Consider the following 21,395-nt stretch of genomic DNA (forward strand, 5'->3'; position numbering starts at 1 on the left):
ACCGTTTACCAGGAGTTTTCAGTGGTACCACTGCACCAACCGAGCCGCCGGGCGTAAAGGAGTGCGAGATGAACACCTCAGCGGGCAAACAGAGCGACAACGGCAGCGTGTCGGTGTTCGATCGCTTCGCCACCAGCGTCAGCGCACTCGCTTCGCGCGCAGGATTTTTCGTCTTCTGTGTGGCGCTGGTGCTGATCTGGGCGCCGTCCATCCTGCTCTTCCCGAGCATCGACACCTGGCAGCTGGTCATCAACACCGCGACCACCATCATCACTTTTCTGCTGGTGGCGCTGTTGCAGAACACTCAGCGCCGCAGCGACGCCGCAGTGCAGGACAAGCTCAATGCGATCGCCGACGCACTGGCCGCTTTCATGGGCGAACTCAGCACCGAATACCCGGAGCTCGGACGCCACCGCAGTGAACTCGCCGACGCGGTGGGACTGGAGAAGCGCGAGGGCTCACACCAAAAATGACCGCGAGAATCGCGGATTCGCCTCGGTGACGGTGCTCGACGCAGGCACCGGGCAGGTTTGAAACGCCCGGCGCCGGGAATCGCCTGCCCGTAAACGCCACCAGCGCAAAGGGATCGAACGCGCGATCGGCCACACCGAAGTCGCCTGTCGGAGAAAGCGAGCCCGCCCGAAGGAGCCCGACATGACCACGACCCCGGTTGCCGAAAGTGGCGGCGATGCTGGAACCGACACTCCGTGGCCTCGCGTCGGCGGGGTGGTCCTATGGTTCGACACCGCCAAGGGTTTCGGGTTCATTGCCCCCGACCGGCAGCCGGAGCGGCGCGTATTCGTCGAATACTCCGATATCGACACTCCCGGCTATCGCACCCTGACCGAGCATCAGGCGGTGACCTTCACCCTCGAGCGGGACGAGCGCGGGCTCCACGCCGCGACCGTGCGGCCGCAAGCGAACAACGCATGACCCCCGCCGAAAAACGTCTTCTCGCTTCGACATTCGTGGCCCTGCGACTGCTGCGCCGAATGATGGACGAACAAGCCTCACTGTGTGCCGGCTACGGACTGCCGCACGACATCAAAGCCACCCTCGCACGCCTCGACGCCGCGATGACGGTCCTGCGGGCTCGCCTCGACGTCGATCCCGACGATGCCGACCTGCGATTTCGTCCCGGCGAGCGGAGCTGTCCGATGCGGGACTCGTTCCCGTTGTCGCCCGCGGCGGTGCGCGGCGCGTGGATCGGCGGCAGCGGAAGGCATCCCCGCCGGCGCGCCGACCTGTCCGGGCCCAGGCGCGTCCGCCCGAATTCCACGCCACCACAATCGTGGGGCACCGGCGGGGTCGAATAGCCGCCGCACCTGGAGATACTCGCTCCCCTGCGCCTGATCGTGGCGACGCTGACGGTTAACTGCCGCAGATCCGGTTATCGCCGAGGCAGAAGCATGCGAAGGAGGAGACGATGGATCATTCGGTGGCCCCGGTACTCGACGCCCTGGCCGAATACCAGCGGCTCGGCCGCTACGGGTTCACTCCGCCCGGGCACCGGCAAGGTCGCGGTGCTGATGAGCGGGTGCGCGAGGTGCTGGGTGGCGCCCTGCGCGCGGATGTGCTCGCGGCGCCGGGCATGGATGATCGGCTCGCGCGCGGGCATCGTCTCAGCGATGCCGAGGAGCTGATGGCCGATGCGGTGGGCGCTGAATACGCGTTCTTTTCCACCTGCGGGAGTTCGCTTTCGGTGAAGGCGGCGATGATGGCGGTCGCGGGCGGCGACGGCGGGCTGATCCTGGGCCGCGACAGTCACAAGTCGATCGTCGCGGGGTTGATCTTCTCGGGGGTGCGGCCGTATTGGATCACCCCGAGATGGGATGCTGAGCGGCACTTCTCGCATCCGCCGTCACCCGAGCAGGTCCGCCAGGCGTGGCAGGACCATCCCGAGGCGGCGGGGGCGCTCATCGTCAGCCCCAGCCCGTACGGCACCTGCGCGGACCTCGAGGGCATCGCGGACGTCTGCCACGAGCACGGCAAACCGCTCATCGTCGACGAGGCGTGGGGCGCGCATCTGCCGTTCCATGCGGACCTGCCCACGTGGGCCATGGACGCGGGCGCGGATATTTGCGTGGTCAGCGTCCACAAGATGGGCGCGGGTTTCGAGCAAGGGTCGGTGTTCCACGTGCAGGGCGACCTCATCGACCGCGCCCGGCTGACCGAGTGCGCCGACCTGCTGATGACCACCAGCCCGAATGTGCTGCTGTACGCCGCGATCGATGGCTGGCGACGGCAGATGGTCGAGCACGGCCGCGAATTGCTCGGCGACGCACTACAAGTCGCCGCCTACGGCCGCGAACGCCTCGGCACCATTCCGGGCATCACCGTCATGGAAGACGAACTGCTGGGCGTGGAGGCGTCCCACGACCTGGACCGCTTGCAGATCCTGATGGACGTCTCCGAGACCGGCGCGACCGGCTACGAGATCGCCGACTGGCTCCGCGAGCACCGGCTCCTCGACCTCGGCCACAGCGACCATCGCCGCATTCTCGCGACCCTGTCCATGAGCGACGACAAACACAGCCTCGATACCCTCCACGACGCACTCGCCGCCTGGCGCGTTCAGTGCAAAGACCCGAAGCCCCACGGCATCCGGCTGCCCGCACCGCGCGAACTGCAACTCGACACCGTGATGTCGCCACGCGACGCGTTCTTCGGGCCGTGCGAAACCGTCCCGGCCGAGCAGGCCGCGGGTCGGATCGCGGCCGAGCAGGTGACGCCGTACCCGCCGGGGATTCCGGTGATCGTGCCCGGCGAACTCATCGATGCCGCGGTCGTCGACTACTTGCGCACGGGTATCGCCGCCGGAATGAACGTCCCCGATCCCGCGGACCCGGAACTGCGGACCTTGCGCGTGGTAGCACATGACGCCGGCGATCCGGCGCACCGTTAGCAAGCACGAACGCCCTTGCCATCGAACCGTTTCCGTCGCGAGTGACGGGGTAGGCGGTGGAAAGTACCGACAAATTGAGGAGATCACATGAGCACCATCACCGCGTCGGAGAACGTCGAGGTCCCGTTGCACACCGCCTACAACCAGTGGACGCAGTTCGAGTCCTTCCCGGAGTTCATGGAGGGTGTGGAGCAGGTCGAGCAACTCGGACCGACGCGCACGCACTGGCGGGTCAAGATCGGGCCGGTGGAGCGCGAATTCGACGCCACCATCACCGAACAGCATCCCGATGAGCGGGTGGCCTGGCATTCCGACAGCGGGCCGTGCCATGCCGGCGTGGTGACCTTCCACCGCATCGACGACGACACCACCCGCATCATCACCCAGATGGATATCGATCCCGAAGGATTCATCGAGAACGTCGCCGACAAGACCGGCGTCCTCGACCATCGGATCAAGGGGGATCTGAAGCGGTTCAAGGAATTCATCGAGAACCGGCCGCACGAGACCGGCGCGTGGCGCGGTGACGTGCCGCGGCCCGGTCAGTGAACAACGCAGGGGCACAGCTGGTTTCCGTGAAAGGCCACTGAATCGAGGAGTGAGTTGCGATGACCGAACTGAGCGCGCTGGCGCTGGTCTGCACATTGAAGAAGTCCCCCGCACCGTCCAGCAGTGATCTCATCGCTCGCCAGGTGCTCGACGAGCTCGCGGCGCATGACGTCAAAGGCGCCACCTTGCGAGTGGTCGACTACGACCTGGCGCCGGGCGTCGAGGCCGACGCGGGGCCCGGGGATGAGTGGCCGACCATTCGCGCCGACATTCTGGCCGCGGACATCCTGGTGGTGTCGACGCCGACCTGGCTCGGCCACATGTCTTCGGTCACGCAACGCGTTCTGGAGCGCTTGGACGCCGAGCTGTCCAATACCGACGATGCCGGGCGGCCCGTCCTGACCGGGAAGGTCGCCACGGTGGCGGTCGTCGGCAATGAGGATGGGGCGCACAAGATTTGCGCCGATCTGTTCCAGGCGCTGAACGATATCGGGTTCAGCATTCCCGCTCAGGGGTGCACTTATTGGAACGATCAGGCCATGGGCAGTACGGATTATCGCGATCTGGACGAAACGCCGTCCGCGGTTGCCGCTGCCACCTCGACCCTGGCTCGGAATGCGGCGTATCTGGCGCGGCTGCTCGCCGAGCAGAACTATCCGGGAGAGTAACGTCTCAACGAGTTCGCAAGCGCCGGATCAGCTTTCCGGCCTCCGGCGCTTGCGGTGACTCGTGTCGCACAACGGGTAGATGGCAGAACGCCGGCATTGACACAGGGCCACCACGCAGCGGTCGCAATGGATGGTCCGGCCATCGGCGGTAACCACGTCGACGGGCCCCTCCACCAGGGCAGGCCCGTCGGCGGTGTAAGTGATTGTGCGGCGGCTATTTCCGGGGTCGGTCGGCACGGATCACCACCAGTTCCTCTCTGAATTGACCGGGCGAGATCAAGCCCCGTTCCAGTAACCACCCGAAACGGCCATTGAGCACCGGACCGAACGGCACCTCGGCGCGGGCTACGACGGCAGCCTTCAGACCGGAATCCCGGAGCTGGTGGAGAGTGTCGTCGACTCCGCACAGGGCAGACTGCACCATCAGCAATATGCCGGTGCTGGAGAGCAATTCAGGCGCGAGCAGGCACAGCGAATCGATGGCCGAACGACCGTCGGCGCCGGCGTCCCAGCTGCGCGCGGCGCCACGCGGCGGCTCACCGCCGGGGCAGGGCACATACGGCGGATTACAGACGATCGCTTCGAAGTTCCTGCCGCGCAGCGCGGTTCGGAAATCGCCGTGGATCAGTTCTATGGGGCGCCCGCGCATCCGGGAGTTCAGCCAGGCCGTGACCAGCGCGGACCGTGAGATATCCACGGCCGTCACGGCCGTCGCGGGAATCCGGGTGGCTTCGATGGCAAGCGTTCCAGTTCCCGTGCAGACGTCGAGAATACGGCTGCCCGGCGGTATCGCCGCACCGTGCATGGCCGTTGCCAGCAAACGGGTATCGGCTTGCGGCCGGTACACACCGGGCATGCGAATCAACATCACGTGTTCCGAGTAGCCGCATATTCGCGCTCTATTCGCGGTGGGGCCATCGAAGTATCGCCCGCGGCATCGGGCTCCGGATTCCCGAGCAGCGAACTGCGGTCGGCGCGCCAGCATTCCAGTACATGGTCGGCGAAGCGGTCTTCCAGGAGTCCGGTGGCGCGAATACCGAAAGCCATCGAGGCGTCGAGTTCGGGTTCGCGCTCCAGCAGATCACCGATCACCTCGCGCCGCATGAGTTGTTCGTGTACGGCGTCGGCTTCGACGTGTTCGCGATAGAAGGTGATGCACGCGGGGTCGGCATCGAGCCGTTCGAGTGCTTCGACCATGCGGCGCGAGGCGGGCGAGGAGGTGATTTCCACAGACGCGAAATGCCCGACTCCCGCACCGCGCAGCTCACGATGTAAGCCGAACAGCGACATCATGTTCACGAGCGCGAGCATCGGTGCGGGCACCACGTCGAGGTAGTGCAGATAGTCGGAGTTCAGTCCCGCGCCCTCAAGCAGATCGGCGAAGAGCCGCTGATGAATTCGGTCCGCACGACCGCCGCCGAACTCGTCGAACTCGACCGCGACCAGCGCTGCTTTGGCGCGACCGCGCAATCGCGGGATCAGCCAGGCATAGGGATCGGCTTCCTGGTGATGCAGGATCGATCGGTGCACGAAATACTCGCGCACCTGCCATGGCTTGCCCTCCTCGCGCAGGAACGCCGCGACACCGGACTCTTCGTCCGGCACCAGGAGTAATTCGTCGAGCTCTGCCATGACGCCATCGCCTTCACCGGCATCGGCGTACAGCGCGTCGAGGAAGTGTCGTTCCAGTCCCGCACGAAGGCCTAACAGTCCGGGATCCCATTCCCAGCCGTCATCGACTCCGGCGAAACCCTGGTAGTGCAGCGCATAGCAGAGGTACAACGCCAACTGCGGATCGCGATCGTAGGGGTCGGCCGGCGCGGGTAATGCGGGCACGGGCGATCCTGCAGGCTGGCCGAGCGTCTCGAGCACCAATGCTGACAATTCGCCACAGGGTTGCGGTAGCGGCGTTCTCGCCACGGACTCGGTCCGCACCATCGTCTCCTTCGAAGCGGGTACAGCTGACTGCCTCGATCTACCCGCTACCGATCCAGTCAATCGGGACGATTCGGCAATCGGTCTCGGGGTAGTACCGGACCGACAGGGGGACCTGGTGCGAAGGAGTTGTCGATGGCGAACCACGGAACTACGCCGCGCGGTACCGCGGGCCGGAATCGTGCCGGTTCACGCTGGGGTCGGGGAACCCCGAAGCGGCATGCGGGCGAAGGAATCGAAGACGGCACCAACGTGGCGGGACTCACCCTGCTGGGACTGAGCATCGTCGCCCTCGCCTTGGCCCTGGTCTCCGCGGGCTACGGATTCGGAGGATGGGCCGTTGTCGGCGGGGTCGCGTGCGCGGTGCTGTTCATCGCGGGCGCAGTGCTGCTCTTCCTGGAATGGCGACGCCGGCATCGCGGCAGGAATGCCGATCCGGAGATCCGACAGGGACATTGACCCTTCCCACAGCCGGCGGCATCACGCTTGCCGGATTAGCACCGATTTGCCGGGGTAAGGCACCGGCGGAGGCACCGGGCGACGGTGCCGCGCACTCGAAGGAGGAGCCATGCTCGGACTAGGGATTATCGGCTGGATCGTGATCGGCGGACTTGCCGGCTGGATCGCCAGCAAGTTCATGGGCACCGACGCTCAGCAGGGCATCCTGCTGAACATCGTGGTCGGCGTGATCGGCGGTTTGATCGGCGGATTCCTGTTGCGCCTGTTCGGCGTGGACGTCGAAGGCGGCGGCCTGATCTTCAGCTTCCTGACCTGTCTCGCGGGAGCCGTCATCTTGCTGTTCCTGGTCGGCTTGGCCACCGGACGGCGACGAGTCTGAACCGTCCCGCCACGGGAGCACAGCCACGGCGGTCCTGACCGCCTTGCGAGAGCGGGCCGGGTTTCACACCCGGCCCGTTCGCCCAATCACCCCTACCCTGAAAATCGACCGATTCATGTGGACCCTCGAGAAACGGGAGTGCCGATGGCGGATGAAGCGGTAGGGATCAGCGCGGTATTCGACGCCGTCGTCGCCCAAGCGGACACCCCGATGTGGGTGGTCACCGTCGCCGCGGGCGATCAACGCGCAGGCTGCCTCGTCGGCTTCGCGACCCAGGTCAGCATCGAACCCCGCGTCTTCCTGGCCTGCCTGTCCAAGGCCAACCGCACCTACGAGATCGCCCGGCACGCGACCCACCTGGCCGTACATCTCCTCGGCACCACCGCACTCCCCCTCGCCGAACTCTTCGGCAGCGAAACCGGCTCGGAGATAGACAAATTCGACCACTGCGAATGGGAGGAGGGCCCCCACCTGCTGCCGATCCTCACCGGCGCCACAGGCTGGTTCACCGGCAGAATCACCCGCACCGACGACTTCGGCGACCACGTCGGCTTCCTGCTGTCCCCCACAGCCGCCCACCTGCGCAAGCGCCCACCGGCTCCCTTGCGCTATCACGCCGTAGCGAGCCTGACCCCGGGCCACGCGGCCGACTAGGACCGGTGTGTCGCCAGCGGCATGGCCGAGGCGCGGCGCGCCCTCGGCGGCGAACGCCCCGACCACGTCCCTCAAACCGACCGAGCTGCTTTCTTAACCCGCCCGGTCTTCGTCGAATAGCCCCAAACAACCGCGCCCAATCAGAACGCCCGAGACGCATGCCCGGCAACCGATCCGGGCCGACGGCCGAGACGTTTAGGCTTTGAAGATGGCCAAGCCCGCTGCCGACCGCGCCGAGGCCCGCGCCCGAGAGCTCGCGCGACGCCGCGAGCAACTGGCCGCCGGCCAGCCCGTCACCGCGGCCGACGCGGCGGTCGCGGCCGCACGAGCACAGCAGTCCCGAGCGAGCTCACGCGCGGCCCACCTCAGGGCGGCCGCAGCTCACGAGCGCGCCGCCGCCGTCCACGAACGTGCCGCAAAAGTTCATGACAACGCAGCGGCGAGCGACGAGCGCATCGGTGTCGACCACCGGCAAGCCGCCGCCGACCATCGACACGCGGCGGATGCCGACCGTGCGGCGGCCGCTGCCGCGCGTCTGGCGGCCGACGCCGACAGCTGACGGGTGTGGCGGCTCCTTCACAACCTCACTGCCCGAATACATCCCGCCCGGGTAGTCGGCGGGCGGTCCAGCGTGACCGCCGTAGGCGGGTGGTACCTGCCGTGTGGTGGCATCCCAGGGTTGGGGATGGGTCGGGGATGACGCGGGTGGCTTCGGGGCCGCGATCGGTGTCGGTGGCGAGGTAGGCGACGGGCTGGCCGGGGGCGAGGGTTTTGTAGCCGGGGACGTCGATGGTGATGTAGTCGACGAAGACGGCGGGGCCGCCGGCGGCGGGGGTGAGGAAGCCGAAGCCTTTGGCGGTGTCGAACCAGGACACGTGGGCGCGGCGCCAGCGCGGCGGGCACGTGGGTGTGGCGGGGTCAGTAGGCGAGGCAGTAGTCGTCGTCATCATCGGCATCGGTGTGGTCGTAGTCGCGGGGGCGAGGGGTGATCCAGTTCTGGTCGATGCGGTCGGCGATATCGGCGGAATCCCAACCGGCCCAGTCGCTCTCGCCGGAGGGGTGCAGGGCTGCGATGTCCAGGCCGAGGTCGTGGTCGCGGTCGTCGACGAAGGTCTGCCGGTCCGCGCGATCGAAGTCGCTGCCGACGGGAATGACGGTGCTCATCACGGTCTCCTCTCTCACCATGGGGGCAGTGCGGGAAGGGATCGGAAGAAGAGGGCCGGGTGAGCCCGCAAGCCTTGCGCTGAGCGGGCTCACCCGAGGGGGACGAGGTTGTGAGAAATGTCTGCTGCGAGGGATGTTCGACAGGCATCACCTCTCTTCGGTCGGGCCGAGGGCCGCTTCCGGATCAGGCGTTGATGGCCTGACGGTCGTGGCCGTCGGCGCGGTTGATCTCGATCTTGCGCGGCTTGGCCTTCTCCGCGACGGGGACGACCAGCCGCAGCACGCCGTCGCGGTAGTCGGCGCGGATGGCGTCGGTATCGAGGTTCTCGCCCAGGAACAGCTGACGGGAGAAGACTCCGCGGGTGCGTTCGGCCGCGATCATCGACCGGCTCTGATCCAGTTGCGGCCGTGCGGCTTTGACGGTCACCACATTGCGCTCGACATCCAGGTCGAGGGAGTCGGGGTCGATGCCGGGCAGGTCGAACTCGACGAAGAACTCGTCACCCTCGCGCCAGGCATCCATCGGCATCGCGGCGGGCCGCGCGGGGGTCCCGAAGACCTGCTGGGTCAAACGATCCAGATCACGGAAGGGATCGGTACGCATCAGCATGGTCGCCACCTCCAGCTCACTCCATTCTCGTTCGTAGGAGACTCAGATAACCTCTGTCATCTGACATAGATAATTTTTAGCACTCGGCATAGTCGAGTGCAAGTGGGTTCGAAAGATAATCTTCCGGCCGGACAGCTCAGCCGCGCGGGATGCGTTCGTGCACGGTGAGCAGGATGTGGTCGAACGCCGCCACGACACCCGGCGCGGGCGGCGGCACGGCGGGTAGCTCGGCGATCAGCGCCGTGGCCAGGTCCCGCAGTTTGACGTTGGTCTCCTGTGAGCGCCACACCAGCACTTTGAACGCCTGCTCGGCATCGATGCGATAGAGCCGCATCAGCACCCCCTTGGCCTGCTCGATCACCGCGCGCGCCTCGATCATTCCGGGCAGCAGCCGGTCGAGGGTCTCGCGCTCGGTCTCGGCCAGGGTGTCGGACAGATCGATGTAGTAGCCGCTCGTCCCGGCCGGGGCGCCGTCGTCACGGCTGATCCGGTCGGCCACCACCATCACCTGATGCTCGCGGCCACGCGTGTCGATGAATCGGTGCCGGCTCGAGAACGGCTCGCCGTCGGTGATCGAGCGGGTGATCGCCTCGGCCACGTGCGCACGGTCGTCCGGATGTTTGTGCGACAGCAGCAATTCCGTCGTCGGCTCGACCTCGCCGGGATGGTAGCCGTGCATGCGGTAGAGCTCCGGCGACCATTCCCACCGCTGAGTAGCGAACCAGAACCGGAAACTACCCGTGCGCGGGCTCGGCCCCGGCTCGCCGGATGATGACACCGGATCGCCCGGCTCAGCAGTTGCATTCACCACCGAATTGTCCCTGTCAGCACCCATTTACGCGCGCCTCCCGCGCCGGAAGCCACGTCGCACATCCGGCGGCCCGTGGATCGCAACTCGGCCCGCGGGTGGCGCCCGATGGGGATCGCTCCGTCGACGCGATCCGAACGAAGCCTTGACTCGGGATAGCCGCTGGATCGGCAACTAATGGGTAAGCCGACCGTATGGGCGTCGCTGTGCTGCGAGGCAGGGCATACGACGAATCGCTGACCGCCCCGTGGCACCCTGGGAATTACGACAGCAAATGAATTAAGACCGGCCAGCAACAGCCGTGTCGGCGAGAGGACGTGTGATGGTCGCTGAACCGCAGATCACGGTGCCGGTGCCGATCGAACAGGCGTTCGAGGTGATAGCCGACGGTTGGCTGTTTGCGTTGTGGGTGGTGGGGGCCTCGCATATTCGCGGGGTTGACGAGGGCTGGCCGCGGGTCGGCACTCGCATTCATCACAGCGTGGGGTTGTGGCCGTTGACGGTCGAGGACTCGACGACGGTGGTCGCGGTGGATCCGCCGCGCAGCATCGAATTGGAGGCCGCCGTGTGGCCCGCGGGTACGGCTCGCATCTGGTTGACGCTGGATGAGGAGTCGGCGGGCCGCACCACGATACGGATCGCCGAACGGGCGCACCGCGGGCCGGTCGCGCTCATGCCGGGGTTGCTGCAGGATGCGATGCTCGTGCCGCGCAACCGGGAATCGTTGCGCCGCTTGGCCGCGATCATCACCGGTCGCCAGCAGTCCAGCTGACCGAATTCTTGCCGCGCCGTTCGCGTTTCCGTGGCCCGGGCTCGGGTAGGCGGTCCGAAACAGCGGACTGGCTGGGGCCGACGCCCGCCGGGAGCGGGCCGCAGCGGCCGCGTTCCCGGACGGGCGGCGTCCATCGGTCGATCTCATTGCGCCGCAGGTCAATTCAGGCCGGTCAGCTCCGGAGCGATCGCCGCGAGACGGGTCTGCGTGGCCGAGACGACGCCCTGCCGGTTCTTGTGCGCTTCCTCGTAGGCGAGAACCGCGCGCAGCTCGGAGGGCGAGTCCAATTCCTTGACGGCCGCGACGGTCTGGGAGACGTTGAGGTCGTCGTAATCGCGGATCGGCAGTTCACCGGGCTCGAGCACCCCGGTCGCGGTGCGGACCGAGCGCAGTGCGTCGGCGGTGCCGGCGGCTCCTTCACGGCGGGCGACCTGCTCGGCGGTCTGCAGGGCGGCGTCACGGGAGGCGCTGAAGGTCTTGGCCGCGACCTCCCTGGCGTGCGCGCCGCGGGCCAGCAGTTCTTCCAGCGCCGGCGGCGCGGACCGGAAGGTGTCGAGCACCCGGTCGATGCCGCGTGCGGACAAGGAGGCCGGAATATTGGCCACCTTGATGGCCGTTCCGGTCGCGACCTGCAGCGGAGTGCGGCGCAAGGCGGCCGGGCCGCCCAGGGCGTCTTCGGCCAGCACCGTGGTCAGCCAGTTCACCGTCGCGGTGTGCGCCTTGATCAGTCCGTCGGCCAAGGTGACGACGCTGGAGAGCTTCGCGTCCTCGGCGAGGGCCTTGATATAGCGGGACCGGTCGAGCAGCTGGTGCTCGAGCGACAGGTCGCCGAGCAGCGCTTCCTCGAAAGGCCTGGTCTGCTCGCCCAGCGCCTTGAACATGGCCAGGACGCGGCCCAGGAACGGGCCGACCACCGCCGGTACGCCGCCCAGCTCGCGAATGGCGGATTCGATGGCCTCGACGCGGGCGCGCCCGTTCTCGGCGTTCTCGGACAGCTCGCGGCGCACTGCCTCCGTCCGCGCCTGCGCGATCCGGGTCTCGGCGATCTGAATCTCGGTATTGGTCAGATCGCGGACCGCCCGCAGCTGCGTCAGCAGGGTTGTGGTGTCGCGTGTGCTCATGGGTATCTCGTCCTTCGTCAGGGTTCGATTGGTCGGCGCAACGATGCACCGTCCCTCGCACTACCCGGAGTTGCCGATCGAAAACAAAGTGCTGCAATCGATTTCGATTGCGAATTCCGTCGATACCCATGCCGGATACAACTTATCGCGTGTGTTTCGAATTCGGCCGTGCGCGCGCCGCGAGTAGACTGGAGGCCGGCTTCGCGAATTGTTGATCGACCCGCGCTGCGCAGACCTGGCAAACGGTTGCCGCGGCTATCCCAGGCGAAAGGAGCGCTGCGGGCAGAATGAGTGAATCCGTGGACACCGAGGTCCGATGGAGCCACGCCGCCAGCGACGGGTGCGCGGTCGTCACCGCGCACGGCCGCCTCGACACCAGCAGCTACCGGCGCTTCACCGACGATCTGGTGAAATTCACCGTCGAAGGGCCCCGCGCGGTCATTGTCGTCATCGACGATTTGCATATCGCCTCCGAGGCCTTGTTGACCGCGTTCAGCCGCGCGTGGATGCGGGGCGAGGACTGGCCGGCCGTCCCGATCATGATCGTGTCGGAGTCCGCCCTGGTGCGAGAATGCTTGCACGCCAGCGCAATCAGCCGGTTCATACCCGTGTACGCCGGTGTGCGCGATGCCACCGCCGCCGTGGACGACCCGCGCCGACGCCGCACCCACCTCACCGTGGCCCGCCGGCCCAGCGCCGGGCAGGACGCGCGCCGGTTCGTCACCGAGATCTGTGAGCGCTGGAGCACTCCGGAAGTGCGGGTCGACGCCCATTTGATCGTCACCGAATTCGTCGAGAACGCCTGCCTTCACAGTCGTGGCGATGCCGATCTGACCGTGCGGCTGGAGCTGTACAACGGGCTGTTCGCCATCGCCGTGGAAGACGAGGACCCGCGCGAGGCGATACTGCGCGAACCCGCTGCCGACAGCACCCGCAGGCCCGGGGTACACGCCATCCCAAGGCATTTGGGCCTGCACACGGTGAGCCGCCTGGCGCGCCGGTGGGGCTGTTCACCGCGCCGGCCCACGGGCAAGGTCGTGTGGGCGGTCCTGCCCACTCACGCCCGCCCGCGGCAATAGCGCGCACGCGGTCCCGCGCCGGGCGACGAATCAGCTCTTGATCCAGTCGATGGCGATCGCGATGAGTGCGGCGTTGAAGAAGAAGCTGACGATGCTGTGCACGATGACTCGCCGGCGCATGGAGCGCGTGGTGACCGTGACGTCGGAGACGGCGAACGAGGTGCCGATGGTGATCGCGAAGTAGAAGAATTCGGTGAACTGGGGCAGCGGGCAGTTCGGGAAGTCCAGGCCGCCTTCGGCGGTGTTCTCGCGCGCGTAGATCTGGGCGAACGCGGAGTGCAGCAGGAACCACGACAGCACGATCGTCGCGGCGGCCAAGCCTTGCAGGAGACCGTCGGCGTGGACGTCGTCGCGGGCGGTGCCGACGATGAGGCCGCCGGCCAGGCCGAAACAGCTGACCAGGACCGCGAAGAACTGGGTGTACCAGCGGGGACTGCTCAGTTCGGCGATATCGTCCACCGGCTGTGCGGGCAGTTCGCGGCGCAGGACCGTCCAGCCCGCGGCCATGTAGACGACCGCGACGATGTTCCAGGCGAGCAGCGGCGCGGTCACCGGCTCGTCGCGCAGGAACAGCGTCAGCCAGGCGACGCCGAGAATCGCGAGGATCAGTTCCAACGCCCACAACAGTTTTCGCACTGCCCGCTCCTTCGACGAGCCATGTCGATGCTCGGATCCCTGTCAGACGTTACCGCTGCGGGCCGACGCGATCCGGTAGCGGCGGGTCGGCCGTACGGGCGGGATCGAGCCTGGATCAGATCGCACCCGCGTCGAGTGCCTCGCGCAGCGTGCGGAATTCCGAGGCGAGGGCATCGAGGGTGTAGTGGGCGTTGAGCCCGCTGGGGTTGGGCAGCACCCAGATGGCGGAGTCGCCGATCCGCTCGGGCTGAGGGCCGATCGTGGTGCGCGGGCGACCGAAGGCCGTGCGGTAGGCGCCGATACCGAGTACGGCCAGCACCTGCGGCCGGTAACGCTCGACGCGTTCGACCAGGGCGAGTCCGCCGGTGCGCAGTTCGTCCGCGGTCAGTTGGTCGGCTTTGGCGGTCGTGCGTGCGGCCACATTGGTGATGCCCAAGCCCAGCTCGAGCATCTCCCGCTGTTCGTCGGGGCGCAGTTGGCGGGGCGTGAAGCCGGACCTGTGCAGGGCGGGCCAGAACCGATTGCCCGGACGAGCGAAATGCTGTCCGGTGGCCCCGGACCACAGGCCCGGGTTGATGCCACAGAACAGCACGCGCAGGCCGGGACCGATCACATCGGGAATGGTTTTGTCCTGCGCCGCGGCCAGATCCGCGGGTGAGGGCCGGGACGGGGAGCAGGAGTGCATTCCCTCAGCAGATCACACCGTCCCGATCTCCCCGAACCTGGTGGCCGGGGTCAGTTGACCAGGCGCGCGTGCGCACCCCAATGCTTTTCTCGCAGCTCGCGTTTGAGGATCTTCCCGGCTCCCGAGACGGGCATGGCGTCGAGGATTTCGAGGCTGCGGGGCGCTTTGTAGGCGGCGATGAGCTGTTTGGTGTGCTCACGCGCCTGCTCCAGGGTCACGGTCTGCCCGGGGACGCAGGTGACGACCGCGTGCACTCGTTCGCCCCATTCGGCGTCGGGCACGCCGATGACCGCGACGGCGGCGATCGCCGGATGGGCGGCCAGGGCGTTCTCCACTTCGGCGGAGTAGACGTTCTCACCGCCGGAGACGATCATGTCCTTGAGCCGGTCCACGATGTACAGGTAGCCCTCGTCGTCGAGGAAGCCGCCGTCCCCGGTGTGCAGCCAGCCCGCGCGCAGGGTCGCGGCGGTCTCCTCGGGTTTGTTCCAGTAGCCGAGCATCACGTGGCCGCCGCGTGTCACGACCTCGCCGACCGTGCCGTTCGGCAGGGTGTGGCCGTCCGGGTCGAGGATTCGGATCTCGCTGTGCGGCGCGGCTTTTCCGGCCGCACGCAGGCGTCCATCGCGATGATCGCCCGGGCTGAGCAGGGTGATGATCGGCGCGGCCTCGGTCTGGCCGTACGCCTGGACGAACCCGGCGTGCGGGAACAATCGCATGGCTCGTTGCAGTACCGCCTCGGCGATCGGTGACGCGCCGTACATGACGTGTTCGAGGCTGGACAGGTCGAATTCGCCGGCGCGCGGATGATCGACCAGCAGCTGGATCATCACCGGCACCAGCACGCTGGAGGAAACCCGGTGCTGCTCGATCGCGTTCAGGGTCGCGACCGGATCGAAGGCGGGGATCATCACGTGCGTGCCGCCCATCATGAGCACGCCCAGCCAACCGGCCAGATCCGCCAGATGGAACATGGGGGCGGCGTGCAGGAACACCGCGCCCGGCGCCATCAGGTACCCGGTCGCGACACCGCCGAGCGCCGAGGTCGCCAGGTTGGCGTGGCTGAGCATGACGCCCTTGGGGAATCCGGTGGTGCCGCCGGTGTAGAAGATCCCTGCGAGCGCATCACCGCCGCGCCGGGCATCTTCGACCGGGTCGGCCGCCGCGATCAGCGCCTCGTAGGACTCCATGCCTTCGGGCGTCGGGCCGTCGCCGCAGTGGATCACCGTGGCCAGTCCCGGGAAGTGCTCGCGCAGCGCGGGCACCACGGCCGCGAACACGTCGTCCACCAGGAGTACGCGGCTGTCGGAATCGGCCAGACTGTAGGCGATTTCGGGCGCGCTCCAGCGAATGTTCACCGGGTTGAGCACCGCGTCGGCCCACGGCACCGCGAGGAGGTATTCGTGGAAGCGGTCGGAGTTCAGCGACAACATCGCCACCCGATCCCCCGCACCTACGCCCAGCCCGCGCAGCGCGCCGGCCAACCGGCCCACTCGTTCGAAGACTTCCCGGTTGGTGCGGCTGCGTTCACCGCAGATGGTCATCACGCCGTCGGGGTTCTGCTGGGCGGCGCGGTGCAACCCCTGCGTCAGGTACATCGAGAATCCTTCGTCGAACAACGGTGGTCGGTGTCATGAGTATTCGCGGGCCGATGTGACCTGCGCCATGGAAACAGCGTCGAACTCCCCCACCGGATCTTGTTGATTTCTCCAATCTCCCGGACGTACTGTCGGCACACCATGAGCGCCCACCGCCCCACCGCGAAACAGCGGATGATCGGCCGGGTACTGGACCGCCTGCCCGAGGTGACCACCCGGGTCGTCACCCGCGCCCGCGCCGAAATACCCGGCTATGCCGAGCTGTCCGCCACGACCATCGCGCGCAGTACCGAGACAATCCTGACTCGCCTCGCCCACGCACTGCTCGACGCGCACCCGCTCACTCCCGACGACCTCGCCGCCCTCCGGGAGTTCGGGGAAACCAGAGCGCACCAGGGAATTTCACTCGCCGAAATCCAGAACGGCTGGCGCATCGCCATACGCGAGATACTCGCCGAACTCACCGCAGCAGCCCGCGCCGCCAAAGCCGCCGACCGGCTGCTGCTCGACATGACCACCGACCTGCTCGACCTCGTCGACCAAGCCACCATCGCCTACAGCGCCGGGCACCGCGAGGTGGAAATCGCCCTGGCACGCAATGACGAACAGTTCCGCGCGGACTTCACCCGCGCACTCCTGCTCGGCACGCTCAGCCCCGCCGATCTCCAGGTTCGAGCCCAGCAATTCGAACTCGACCCCGAAGGCGAGTACTGCGCCTACCGCGCCCGCATCCCGGCCGATGAACCCACACCCGTTGTGTCACAACGCAAAAGTCGATCGACACCACAGTCCCGCCCCTTCACCACCACCATCGACGGCGACCTCGCAGGCTTTGTGGAAATCACCAGACGCACCGAAACCCCCGACCCCATCGCCTACGGCCCGCCAACCCGCCTCGCCGACCTCGACCGCTCCTTCCGCCTCGCCACCCGCATCCTCACCACCGCCCAACTCTTCGACCTCCCCGGCCCCCTGGACCTGGACCACGTCGGCCTCCTCCCCGCCATCGCCGCCGACACCGACCTAGGCGCCGAGTTGGCCCGCCGCTACCTCGACCCCCTGGGCCACACCGAAACCGCCCAAACCCTCATCACCACCACCGCCTGCTTCCTCGACACCGGCATGCGCGTAGACACCACCGCCGAGCGCCTGGTAGTCCACCCCAACACCGTCCGCTACCGCCTGTCCCGCTTCGAAGAACTCACCACCACCAACCTCCGCTCCGCCGGCACCGCCCTCCAGATCTGGTGGGCGATCCAATACCGCCGCGCAATGCATCACGACTGAGTGTCCGCCTCGCGTAATGCATTTCGCCTGCTCATTGCTTCATAGATCAAGGCTCTCGCGGCCTTTCCGGTGACCGCCTGACTGGCCAAGGTATCGAACGCGCGGCCGTAGATGGCGAGCTCCCGAGGTTGGGTGATAGTCAGCTCTGCAGCTGTTCCCTCGACCATCACCAGACGATCGTCGTACATCGCGAAATTGCTGGAAACCACAAGCATCTCAGCCATGGCGGGCACGATGCCGATGGTCACTCTAGGTAGCCCGATCGCCGCGACCAGCCTGTCGAGCTGCCCGATCATTACATCATCACCGCCGACGGTCCCGTACAAGGCTTGCTCCGCAATGATGAAGTGGAACCGGTGATCACGCTTGTAGAGGATCTGCTGGCGCTCCATTCGCTTGGCCACACCCTCGGCCAGGTCGTTCGGTATCCGATAAAAGTCTATTCCAGCTTTGAGCTTCGCCTCGGCGTACTCCGGAGTCTGCAGGAGCCCTGGAACGATCTGCGGCTGATAGACGCGAATGTGCGCGGCCTCGGCTTCGATTCGGAGCGACTTCTGCTGCCGGCGCTTCAACCCCGTGCTGAGAACCCGCCTCCACTCGACGTATGCGGCGTCGATGTGGTGGCGGGTAGCCAGCAGGTCCGGAAGTTGATCGAGGTTGCCTGTGTGCTCGCAGTACGCCTGTAGATCGGCGTCGTTGGGCTTGGTGATCGCCGACTCGAGCTTGGACACTTTCGACTCGTGCCAGCCCGATAGCTCGGCGAGTCGGCGCCCGGTAAGCCCCGAAGCGCGGCGAAGCTCCCGAAGACGTGCTCCGAGAGCCTCCCGCGCGTCGTACACGCTGTCGGTCACTGGCGGGCGAACTCGCTTTCGATGTAGTCGGCGTACGGGATGGCCGACTTCCAGAGTCGCTGCCTGACTTCCGCACAGTAGGCCGCGATCCTCGGATCGGTCGTCACCGCCAACCCGGCCGGCGTTCCATCCGCGTTGATCAGGTTGTACGCCACCCGTTCCGCATCCATGAGCCACCAATCATCCGGAGGCACTTCGCCTGCGAGATGACGGGGCAGGTAGCGGATGTCCTCGCCGTCGTCCACGCGGACCTTGGTGACCGAGAGAAGCCAGCGGTGATACTCCGTGTGCGGCACAGTTACCACCCGGACCCTGGAGACTGCCACACCTCTACCGGTGGCCTCTCGAATGAGATCAGGCCATTCCCTGCTCGGCGCAGGCGCGGCCTCCTCCCCTGAGAGGTAGCGCCGTATCCGCTCGGCTTCCTCGGGCACCGCATAGCTGTCTCGCTGTTCGAGGTGGAACGCCGAATGCCGGCATGCGGCGAACAGACTGGGCCAAAGCCCTGGTTCGTCCCTAGACCTCAGCAGCACCGTAAAAGGTCCTTCCCACCTTGGGTGCTTCGACTGCGGTTTCGTGGGGATGGAGGGTCATCTGCGAGAGCGTATCGGGTTCCGTAATCGGGCGGCCGGTGAGCGTGAACGTGCCCCTGCCGGTATCGGTCAGCTGTGTGCCGATGAACGTGTCCGGCTCCGCGAATCCCAGGAGGAGATGCGGTATTTCGATCGTTTCCGCATCCCTTGTCCCCCATCCGACGATCACATACGACCCCTGATCTGTCGCGTACAAGGTCGGGCACTCTCCGACGTCCGAGCCACCCCTACCCAAAAACGTCAACCGCATCGCCGCTCCCCTAACTAACGTTCTGCCACTTGAGCTTTCGACACCTCCAATGATCCATCAGCAGTGCTCCGGTGGGAATGTTTTGCCAAGTTTGCTGCAAAACACTGCAAACCAATAGCCACGAACGTCGTCCCGTTCGTAGCGTCGGTTCATGGCGTCTGGAGGCGGTCGCAGTCGTCTCGGCCACGGATACCTCACCCGCGAAATGAGGGGCGCACATGAACGACCACGAAGGGAACCGTTCGCGACTGTTCGCCTTTCCAGGAGGAACACTCGAGCTTCAGTCCTACGAAGATGAGGGCGACGGATACCAAGGCTTCTACCTGGAAATTCACGGCAGCACCGGACCGGTTAACCACCAACAGAGGGATGTAATGCGCTGGCGACCAACATGTCTCGGATATCTGCGGACCGACGTGTCCGGCATCGCCCAACTTTGGGACGAGAGCCAGATCCGCAGACTTGCCGAACGGTATGGGTATGACCTGGCTGCCGTCATCCTCTACGACCCGAACACAGGTCGGCCGCCGTTGGCTCGTCTGAAATCGCAAGCAACACGCCTGGATGCCGAAGCGGTCATCGTGCCGAGCCCAGAACACTTCGAAGACAGCGAGATTCCGGGCTCTCTGGTGCAGCAGCTCGATGTGATCACCGCGAGTCCCGAAGCCACGTACGCCCGCCGGGCGATGCCGCCGCTCCGGAACCTTCCACCCGCGCGGGCCGGTGGGGCTTGACACCAGCACTGTCGCTGATGCGCATTGAGTACCGGCGCAAACATCGAACTCCCCGCTCCACAGTCTCGATAGCCCAAACGAGGCAGCCGTGCGGATACCGAAGGTCGAAAGGACGTTCCACGATGCAGCTTCTTGACAGCCGTGCCCATACGCAGCTGATCGGTGCCAGTGAGCGCGAAGCGTTCCACCTCGAACTGAAGGACAGCTACGACTCACCTGGGGAGAACGAGGCCTTTCGCAATTGGCTCGAAGGCGGACCCGGCGATGATTACGGTTGGTTTCAAGGATGGTTGGGGACGGTCCGGGATCTGACGGCCCGGGGAGCGGCTATGCGCCGTGTTCGGGTTGTAACCGAGCCGCACACCGACTACATCCGGTAGGAGTTGGAAGTCGCGCGGCTCAATGCAGAGGTCGGCGAGCAGATCGGTTATGTGCCAAGGCATCTGGTTGACGCGACTCGACTCACCGATTTCGATTGGTGGCTGCTGGACGATCAAACGGTCACCTTCACATTGTTCATGCCCTCCGGTCGGATCGCCGGCTCGGTCGTCACGGAAGACCCGCGGATCGCTGCCTACTGCCAGGAGGTTCGGGACTACGTCTGGTCGGCGGCTGTGCCCTACGCCGAGTACGTTGCCCTCCATCCAGGACGACCAGCGCAGTAGAGGAACAACGGCGGAGCTCTCGGACCAGGCTCCGAGCGCTTCGATGATCACCGGGCGGGGCACACAGATAGCAGACACCAGCGCGCAGAACTGTCTGAGACGATATACAGTGTCGAGGGGACAAGGAGGTCTCATGCCGCACACCACACACCATCAGTCGGGGCACGCCGTACAGAAGCTGGCGAAGCTGATCGATCGCGATCGCGCTCACATCACGGGCGAGTTCGATATCTCGGCCGGCTATGTGAATCTGCTGGGCAGCGAGAACCGGGCATCCGGAATCGGCCAGAGCATCATGCAATCGACCTTGTATCCGCTGATCTATCGGCCGTGGCGCGCGTTGGGTACGCGGCTGATGCTGGGGCGGTCGGTGGCTTCCGAGCGTGCGCTCGCTCGCGATCTTCTGGATCTCGAGGTCGGCGACAAGGTACTCGATGTCGCCTGCGGCCCCGGCAATTTCACTGACTGGTACGGGGATGTCGTCGGCTCCGAGGGGCTGGCGGTGGGTTTGGACCTCTCGCCCACCATGCTGGCGCAGGCGGTGGCGGGTTCGCGCAGTCCGAATGTGGCTTATCTGCGCGGTGACGCGCTCGAATTGCCGTTCGCTGATGGTACTTTCGACTCTGCGAGCTGTTTCCTCGCACTGTTCCTGATGCCCGATCCCCTGCGGGCGGTGAGCGAGCTCGCCCGCGTGGTGCGGCCCGGCGGGCACATCGCGATCATGGCGCCGACGGCGGGGCCGGGGCCGCTGGGCATGGTCGTGCGCAGCTCGAATGTCGTGCGGGCGGTCTCGGGTGTCACGTTCGTCGGTCGTGCGCAGCTCGCGGCGGCGCTGACCCGAAATGGGCTAACCATCACCACGACTCGGCACATCGGCATGGTCACCTACGTGGGTGCACAGAAGTAGCGTCGCCGCGGGCGGCAACCGTCGCGCAGGGTGATTCGATCGGCCGCCGGATCGGTTATCGAATCGGTCGTGGAACGGGCGTTCGGAGA

The 21,395-nt window shown here is 66.3% G+C and carries 29 protein-coding genes and 1 pseudogene; 16 read left to right on the plus strand and 14 right to left on the minus strand.

What is annotated here, in order from left to right:
• The first annotated feature begins 68 nt into the window (after positions 1-68).
• From LTV02_RS12635 to LTV02_RS12660, 6 genes are all read left to right on the plus strand, one after another.
• Positions 69-473 carry a low affinity iron permease family protein gene (locus LTV02_RS12635; RefSeq protein ID WP_233040185.1) on the plus strand — a complete coding sequence of 135 codons (405 nt, stop codon included), beginning with the start codon at positions 69-71 and terminating at the stop codon, positions 471-473.
• A gap of 181 nt (positions 474-654) precedes the next feature.
• A complete protein-coding gene (locus LTV02_RS12640; RefSeq protein ID WP_332909576.1) occupies positions 655-933 on the plus strand; it encodes a cold-shock protein in 279 nt (92 codons plus the stop codon).
• Positions 930-1,316 (plus strand): hypothetical protein, encoded by a 387-nt coding sequence (locus LTV02_RS12645; RefSeq protein WP_233040186.1) that lies wholly within the window; start codon positions 930-932, stop codon positions 1,314-1,316. The genes LTV02_RS12640 and LTV02_RS12645 overlap by 4 nt, the downstream gene beginning before the upstream one ends.
• A gap of 110 nt (positions 1,317-1,426) precedes the next feature.
• The gene (locus LTV02_RS12650; protein WP_233040187.1) at positions 1,427-2,905 is read left to right on the plus strand and encodes an aminotransferase class I/II-fold pyridoxal phosphate-dependent enzyme; all 1,479 of its coding nucleotides are present in this window, start codon (positions 1,427-1,429) and stop codon (positions 2,903-2,905) included.
• An 87-nt stretch (positions 2,906-2,992) separates the two neighbouring features.
• Complete coding sequence (locus LTV02_RS12655) at positions 2,993-3,454, plus strand: SRPBCC family protein (RefSeq protein WP_233040188.1); 462 nt, start codon at positions 2,993-2,995, stop codon at positions 3,452-3,454.
• A gap of 59 nt (positions 3,455-3,513) precedes the next feature.
• Entirely contained in the window at positions 3,514-4,122 is a 609-nt protein-coding gene (locus LTV02_RS12660; protein WP_233040189.1) for a flavodoxin family protein, read from the plus strand.
• Positions 4,123-4,149: 27 nt separating this feature from the next.
• Here the strand turns inward: LTV02_RS12660 and LTV02_RS12665 are convergent, their stop codons facing one another.
• From LTV02_RS12665 to LTV02_RS12675, 3 genes are read right to left on the minus strand one after another with little or no spacing between them, the layout of a single operon-like run.
• Positions 4,150-4,359 (minus strand): CDGSH iron-sulfur domain-containing protein, encoded by a 210-nt coding sequence (locus LTV02_RS12665; protein ID WP_233040190.1) that lies wholly within the window; start codon positions 4,357-4,359, stop codon positions 4,150-4,152.
• Positions 4,337-4,978, minus strand: a complete 642-nt coding sequence (locus tag LTV02_RS12670) for a class I SAM-dependent methyltransferase (protein ID WP_233040191.1) — start codon at positions 4,976-4,978, stop codon at positions 4,337-4,339. The genes LTV02_RS12665 and LTV02_RS12670 overlap by 23 nt, the downstream gene beginning before the upstream one ends.
• Before the next feature lie 11 nt (positions 4,979-4,989).
• Positions 4,990-6,060 carry an iron-containing redox enzyme family protein gene (locus LTV02_RS12675; protein ID WP_233040192.1) on the minus strand — a complete coding sequence of 357 codons (1,071 nt, stop codon included), beginning with the start codon at positions 6,058-6,060 and terminating at the stop codon, positions 4,990-4,992.
• 132 nt (positions 6,061-6,192) lie between these two features.
• Here LTV02_RS12675 and LTV02_RS12680 point away from each other — a divergent pair, with 132 nt between their 5' ends.
• From LTV02_RS12680 to LTV02_RS12695, 4 genes are all read left to right on the plus strand, one after another.
• Positions 6,193-6,516 carry a hypothetical protein gene (locus LTV02_RS12680; protein WP_233040193.1) on the plus strand — a complete coding sequence of 108 codons (324 nt, stop codon included), beginning with the start codon at positions 6,193-6,195 and terminating at the stop codon, positions 6,514-6,516.
• A 109-nt stretch (positions 6,517-6,625) separates the two neighbouring features.
• Complete coding sequence (locus tag LTV02_RS12685) at positions 6,626-6,895, plus strand: GlsB/YeaQ/YmgE family stress response membrane protein (RefSeq protein ID WP_067720848.1); 270 nt, start codon at positions 6,626-6,628, stop codon at positions 6,893-6,895.
• Between the two features lie 144 nt (positions 6,896-7,039).
• Positions 7,040-7,549, plus strand: a complete 510-nt coding sequence (locus LTV02_RS12690) for a flavin reductase family protein (RefSeq protein ID WP_233040194.1) — start codon at positions 7,040-7,042, stop codon at positions 7,547-7,549.
• A 208-nt stretch (positions 7,550-7,757) separates the two neighbouring features.
• Complete coding sequence (locus LTV02_RS12695; RefSeq protein ID WP_233040195.1) at positions 7,758-8,108, plus strand: hypothetical protein; 351 nt, start codon at positions 7,758-7,760, stop codon at positions 8,106-8,108.
• Between the two features lie 25 nt (positions 8,109-8,133).
• On the opposite strand, the gene LTV02_RS39605 is transcribed toward LTV02_RS12695, so the two are convergent.
• The 4 genes from LTV02_RS39605 to LTV02_RS12715 all read right to left on the minus strand — a co-directional run bounded on the left by LTV02_RS39605 (position 8,134) and on the right by LTV02_RS12715 (position 10,158).
• The gene (locus LTV02_RS39605; RefSeq protein WP_408639356.1) at positions 8,134-8,424 is read right to left on the minus strand and encodes a cold-shock protein; all 291 of its coding nucleotides are present in this window, start codon (positions 8,422-8,424) and stop codon (positions 8,134-8,136) included.
• A 43-nt stretch (positions 8,425-8,467) separates the two neighbouring features.
• Positions 8,468-8,713, minus strand: a complete 246-nt coding sequence (locus tag LTV02_RS12705) for a hypothetical protein (RefSeq protein WP_233040196.1) — start codon at positions 8,711-8,713, stop codon at positions 8,468-8,470.
• Between the two features lie 184 nt (positions 8,714-8,897).
• A complete protein-coding gene (locus LTV02_RS12710; protein ID WP_233040197.1) occupies positions 8,898-9,323 on the minus strand; it encodes an Hsp20/alpha crystallin family protein in 426 nt (141 codons plus the stop codon).
• Between the two features lie 136 nt (positions 9,324-9,459).
• On the minus strand, positions 9,460-10,158 hold the full coding sequence (locus LTV02_RS12715) for a PAS and ANTAR domain-containing protein (RefSeq protein WP_408639357.1): 699 nt from the start codon (positions 10,156-10,158) through the stop codon (positions 9,460-9,462).
• 295 nt (positions 10,159-10,453) lie between these two features.
• On the opposite strand from LTV02_RS12715, the gene LTV02_RS12720 reads away from it, so the two are divergent.
• Entirely contained in the window at positions 10,454-10,903 is a 450-nt protein-coding gene (locus LTV02_RS12720) for an SRPBCC family protein (protein ID WP_233040198.1), read from the plus strand.
• Between the two features lie 158 nt (positions 10,904-11,061).
• Here the strand turns inward: LTV02_RS12720 and LTV02_RS12725 are convergent, their stop codons facing one another.
• Positions 11,062-12,024 (minus strand): ferritin-like domain-containing protein, encoded by a 963-nt coding sequence (locus LTV02_RS12725; protein WP_233040199.1) that lies wholly within the window; start codon positions 12,022-12,024, stop codon positions 11,062-11,064.
• Between the two features lie 287 nt (positions 12,025-12,311).
• Between LTV02_RS12725 and LTV02_RS12730 the strand changes: the two genes are divergently transcribed.
• The gene (locus tag LTV02_RS12730; protein ID WP_233040200.1) at positions 12,312-13,103 is read left to right on the plus strand and encodes an ATP-binding protein; all 792 of its coding nucleotides are present in this window, start codon (positions 12,312-12,314) and stop codon (positions 13,101-13,103) included.
• A gap of 30 nt (positions 13,104-13,133) precedes the next feature.
• Here the strand turns inward: LTV02_RS12730 and LTV02_RS12735 are convergent, their stop codons facing one another.
• From LTV02_RS12735 to LTV02_RS12745, 3 genes are all read right to left on the minus strand, one after another.
• Positions 13,134-13,739 (minus strand): DUF1345 domain-containing protein, encoded by a 606-nt coding sequence (locus LTV02_RS12735; protein ID WP_233040201.1) that lies wholly within the window; start codon positions 13,737-13,739, stop codon positions 13,134-13,136.
• 115 nt (positions 13,740-13,854) lie between these two features.
• A complete protein-coding gene (gene mug, locus LTV02_RS12740) occupies positions 13,855-14,424 on the minus strand; it encodes a G/U mismatch-specific DNA glycosylase (RefSeq protein ID WP_233040202.1) in 570 nt (189 codons plus the stop codon).
• A 50-nt stretch (positions 14,425-14,474) separates the two neighbouring features.
• On the minus strand, positions 14,475-16,019 hold the full coding sequence (locus tag LTV02_RS12745; RefSeq protein WP_233040203.1) for an acyl-CoA synthetase: 1,545 nt from the start codon (positions 16,017-16,019) through the stop codon (positions 14,475-14,477).
• Between the two features lie 141 nt (positions 16,020-16,160).
• Here LTV02_RS12745 and LTV02_RS12750 point away from each other — a divergent pair, with 141 nt between their 5' ends.
• Complete coding sequence (locus LTV02_RS12750) at positions 16,161-17,306, plus strand: PucR family transcriptional regulator (RefSeq protein WP_233040204.1); 1,146 nt, start codon at positions 16,161-16,163, stop codon at positions 17,304-17,306.
• Here LTV02_RS12750 and LTV02_RS12755 read toward each other — a convergent pair.
• From LTV02_RS12755 to LTV02_RS12765, 3 genes are read right to left on the minus strand one after another with little or no spacing between them, the layout of a single operon-like run.
• Entirely contained in the window at positions 17,297-18,157 is an 861-nt protein-coding gene (locus LTV02_RS12755) for a helix-turn-helix domain-containing protein (RefSeq protein ID WP_233040205.1), read from the minus strand. The two genes, LTV02_RS12750 and LTV02_RS12755, sit on opposite strands and share 10 nt — an antisense overlap.
• A complete protein-coding gene (locus LTV02_RS39480; protein ID WP_332909577.1) occupies positions 18,154-18,690 on the minus strand; it encodes a DUF6879 family protein in 537 nt (178 codons plus the stop codon). Before LTV02_RS39480 ends, LTV02_RS12755 begins: the two co-directional genes overlap by 4 nt.
• Positions 18,674-19,000 (minus strand): hypothetical protein, encoded by a 327-nt coding sequence (locus tag LTV02_RS12765; RefSeq protein WP_233040207.1) that lies wholly within the window; start codon positions 18,998-19,000, stop codon positions 18,674-18,676. Before LTV02_RS12765 ends, LTV02_RS39480 begins: the two co-directional genes overlap by 17 nt.
• A gap of 218 nt (positions 19,001-19,218) precedes the next feature.
• Between LTV02_RS12765 and LTV02_RS12770 the strand changes: the two genes are divergently transcribed.
• From LTV02_RS12770 to LTV02_RS12785, 3 genes and pseudogenes are all read left to right on the plus strand, one after another.
• Entirely contained in the window at positions 19,219-19,734 is a 516-nt protein-coding gene (locus tag LTV02_RS12770) for a hypothetical protein (RefSeq protein ID WP_233040208.1), read from the plus strand.
• Positions 19,735-19,856: 122 nt separating this feature from the next.
• Positions 19,857-20,399 (plus strand): annotated as a pseudogene (locus LTV02_RS39485) (DUF6879 family protein).
• A gap of 133 nt (positions 20,400-20,532) precedes the next feature.
• A complete protein-coding gene (locus LTV02_RS12785; RefSeq protein ID WP_233040211.1) occupies positions 20,533-21,306 on the plus strand; it encodes a methyltransferase domain-containing protein in 774 nt (257 codons plus the stop codon).
• The last annotated feature ends 89 nt before the right edge of the window (positions 21,307-21,395 follow it).

The organism is Nocardia yamanashiensis (assembly GCF_021183565.1).
Taxonomy (GTDB): Bacteria; Actinomycetota; Actinomycetes; order Mycobacteriales; family Mycobacteriaceae; genus Nocardia; species Nocardia yamanashiensis.